2 protein-coding genes are annotated in these 1,335 nt (G+C 39.7%); both read right to left on the bottom strand.

What is annotated here, in order from left to right; genetic code table 11:
• On the bottom strand, positions 1–704 hold a 704-nt coding region (locus C568_RS0130205; RefSeq protein WP_018783743.1), incomplete at its 3' end, for a glycoside hydrolase family 25 protein.
• Positions 704–1,129, bottom strand: coding sequence for a phage holin family protein (locus C568_RS0130210; RefSeq protein WP_018783744.1), 426 nt, complete (start codon positions 1,127–1,129; stop codon positions 704–706). The genes C568_RS0130210 and C568_RS0130205, both read right to left, overlap by 1 nt.
• Positions 1,130–1,335 lie beyond the last annotated feature (206 nt).

Genomic DNA, 1,335 nt, shown 5'->3' on the forward strand with positions numbered 1-1,335 from the left:
TCTTTGATGCTACCTCTTACTAATCCATTAACTGGTTTTGTGAAAAGGTTAACTCCATATCCGACAGGATACTTAGAAACTGCAATGCCGATACCTGATTCCCGGATCGGTTTTTCATTTGGATTCGGTACATTCGGTTCTTGTCCAATAAACCAAGAAAGCGGTTTATCTCCGACTAATAGATTTAAGTCGCACTTACCAATCCCAGGTACCTGTCCTGTTTCAGTGTATTGCCAGATATCGCATGGATATGCTGGTTTATTTCCACCATAACGAGGAATCCACGTAAAGTCTGCTTTCACTTTAGACATACCGAATTGTTCATACATATGATGACCTACGTAGAAACCTACTTTTTTAGCACCTAAACGATATAACTCATCAATGAAAGCTTGTGAGCCTGCTGCCATGTCACCCATCGTTTCCTTTTCTACATCTGCAACCCAGAATAATGCGTCTTTGTCTCCACGCGCCCAAAAGTCTCGTGCTTCTTTTTTAGCATCTTCTACAGATACGAAACGACAGAAAGCATAGTTTCCGAATGGTACGCTATGAGACTTCATAGAAGCCACGTATGATTTATACATTGGATCTACATAGTTTGAGCCATCTTGTACACGTGCAATCACTAAATCAAGTTGCGGAGCCGCAACTGACCAATCAATATCACCATTCCATTTTGAAATATCTACAATGTGTCCCATTATTGAACATCTCCTTTTTTCTCTTCTTGTTTTTGTTTGCCACCCAAAATTTCAACAGCATTTGTTAATGCAGAAGGTAACATGATTCCTATACGTCCTGCATTTTCTAAGATTGATAAAAGCTCATTACCCATAAAGAAAAAGATGGTTGCTTCACGAATAGCGCTATTGCTACCAATTGCGGTGTCCAACTGCGCAGCCACCCCAACTAATAAAAAAAGCACTACCTTTTTGGCAATGCCTTTGAAACCAACTTTACTTTTCAATTCTCCGTTATATCCTGCTGCAATCATGCCTGTGATATAATCAATCGCTACCATTATTACTAGGATTTGCAAAACCGCATCCCAGCCTCCCCAGAAATATCCACAAAAGCCACCTAATGTAGCTATAAACGATTTTGTTAATATATTAATTTGATTCATTTGTTACACTCCTTAAAAAAAGGCCGACTCACAAGAGCCGGCTAAGCTATTATCGAATATCGAAGTGTTTCTCTTCTACAAATCGTTTGTTGTCAATTGCCATCCAACCATCTTTGCGAGAGTAAATGTCATACGCAACAGAACCCTTCACTTTATCTATGTAGCTTCCATCTGGAGCACCTGGTGCTGAGTATGTGTTAATACCG

Source organism: Bacillus sp. 95MFCvi2.1 (assembly GCF_000374965.1).
Lineage (GTDB): Bacteria > Bacillota > Bacilli > Bacillales > Bacillaceae_G > Bacillus_A > Bacillus_A pseudomycoides.